1 protein-coding gene and 1 pseudogene are annotated in these 1,602 nt (G+C 75.3%); both read right to left on the reverse strand.

From position 1 onward, the window contains the following. A pseudogene (locus EYA84_RS31620) lies at positions 1 to 1,238 on the reverse strand (primosome assembly protein PriA); the annotation flags it as partial. A gap of 71 nt (positions 1,239 to 1,309) precedes the next feature. Next, positions 1,310 to 1,602 (reverse strand): methionine adenosyltransferase domain-containing protein (locus EYA84_RS31625; protein WP_161595025.1); only part of this gene is annotated, 293 nt, incomplete at its 5' end.

Genomic DNA, 1,602 nt, shown 5'->3' on the forward strand with positions numbered 1-1,602 from the left:
GCGGCGACCCGGCCGCACCAGCGGCAGGCCGGCGGCCGACCGGCGGAGGACAACGCCAGCGGCCCGGCACAGTGCGGGCAGCGGGCCGGGGTCCGGCAGTCCTGGCAGGCCACCGAGGGCATGTAACCCCGACGGGGCACCTGCACCAGCACCGGCAGATCCGCCCGCAACGCCTCCCGGGCCGCCGTCCAGGCCAGGCTCGGCAGCCGCGCGGTCGCCGCGCCCGGATCTCGGGCCAGCTGCGGGTCGTCGCCGGTCGGAGCGACCGCCGGGGTACGCGCCCGCAGCACCGCCCGGTCCGCGACCACCTCGCGGGCCCAGCCGGTCTCCACCAGCAGTTGCGCCTCGGCGGTACGCGCGTAACCGCCCACCAGCGCCGCCGCGTCGTCGAGCTGGGCCCGGGTGAGCAGCACCTCGCGGGCGTGCGGGTACGGGGCCCGCAGCTCGGCGTGCAGGTCGTCACCGTCGTCCCAGACGGCCACCAGACCGAGCCGGGCCACCGGAGCGAACATGGCCGCCCGGGTGCCGATCACCACCGGGGCGGTGGAGCGGCGGGCGGCCAGGAAGGCCCGGTAGCGACGGGCCGGTCCCGACGCGGCGGAGAGGCAGACGTGCCGCCCGGCGCCCAGCGTGGCGGTGAGCGCGGCGTCGAGCCGGTCCAGGTCCCGGCCGTCGGCGACCACCACGAGCGCACCCCGGCCGGAGGCCACGGTGGCGGCGACGGCGGTGGCGTAGCGGGCCGCCCAGTCCTCCCCCGGCAACGCCGACCACACGGCCCGGGGCGACCGCCCCTCGGTCAGGGCGCGCAGCAGCGCCGGTCCGGCCGGGTAGTCCCGCCACCCACCCGGATCGGGTGTCTCGGGGGTGGGGGGCGTCTCCGGGGTGGGGGTGGCTTCGGTGACCGACGGCGCCTGGTCGGGGGGCGGGGTGAGGATCTCCTTCTCGACGCGGGCGTGCCGGGGCGGCACGGCGAGGCGCAGCACGTCGGCGAGGCTGCCGGCGTACCGGTCGGCGACGGCCCGGGCCAGCCGTGCCACCTCGGGTGCCAGCACCGGCACCGGCGAGACCACCTTGGTCAGGTACACCGGCTTCGGGTGGTCGGAGCGGTCGGCCCGTTCCAGCACCCAACCGTCGACGAGTTGACCGGCGAAGCGGACCTTCACCCGCGCGCCGGGGACCGCGTCGTCGGCGAGGTCCGACGGGACCAGGTAGTCGAAGAGCCGATCCAGGTGCGGCAGCGGTACGTCGACACAGACACGAGCGACCGGCGACCCGTCAGCGGGTCGCCGGTCGTCACTCCTCGTGCCGGTCAGGCTCCTGCGGCCGACTTGAGGTCGGCGGCCCGGTCCGTGTTCTCCCACGTCAGATCCGGCAACTCCCGACCGAAATGCCCATACGCCGCCGTCTGCCCATAGATCGGACGCAACAGGTGCAGATCCCGAATGATCGCCGCCGGACGCAGATCGAACACCTCAGACACCGCCCGCTCGATCGACGCCACCGACACCGTCTCCGTACCGAACGTCTCCACGAACAAACTCACCGGATGCGCCTTACCGATCGCATACGCCACCTGCACCTCACACCGCTCCGCCAACCCCG

It is taken from the genome of Verrucosispora sp. SN26_14.1 (assembly GCF_004307965.1).
Lineage (GTDB): Bacteria > Actinomycetota > Actinomycetes > Mycobacteriales > Micromonosporaceae > Micromonospora.